Annotated in this window: 1 protein-coding gene; it reads right to left on the bottom strand. The window is 40.7% G+C overall.

The window, feature by feature from the left end; translation table 11 throughout:
- Window positions 1-95 precede the first annotated feature (95 nt).
- Window positions 96-248 (bottom strand): XapX domain-containing protein (locus AB4585_RS23410; protein ID WP_372171171.1); only part of this gene is annotated, 153 nt, incomplete at its 5' end.

Below are 248 nucleotides of genomic sequence, written 5' to 3'. Positions count from 1 at the left end.
TTTGATTGTAGAATAACTACTTATCGAAAAATTCTGCCTTGTTCTCGAGCATTTTTCCTACGCTATTTTTGATCACTTACTTAGTGTGATTGGTATTATTGAAAAAACCTTTCTATCAGCCATTGATAGAAGTGTCCTCCAAGGTATACACCTACGATTCCCATAACACCAGACAATACTGGTGGCGCAGGGATTGGCAGCTTCAAAGCAGAGAACAATATCCCCACCGCAAAGCCTGCAAATACGGC

This window comes from Vibrio sp. 10N.222.49.C9 (assembly GCF_041474985.1).
Lineage (GTDB): Bacteria > Pseudomonadota > Gammaproteobacteria > Enterobacterales > Vibrionaceae > Vibrio > Vibrio crassostreae_C.
This window is presented reverse-complemented; position numbering and strand designations above follow the sequence as displayed.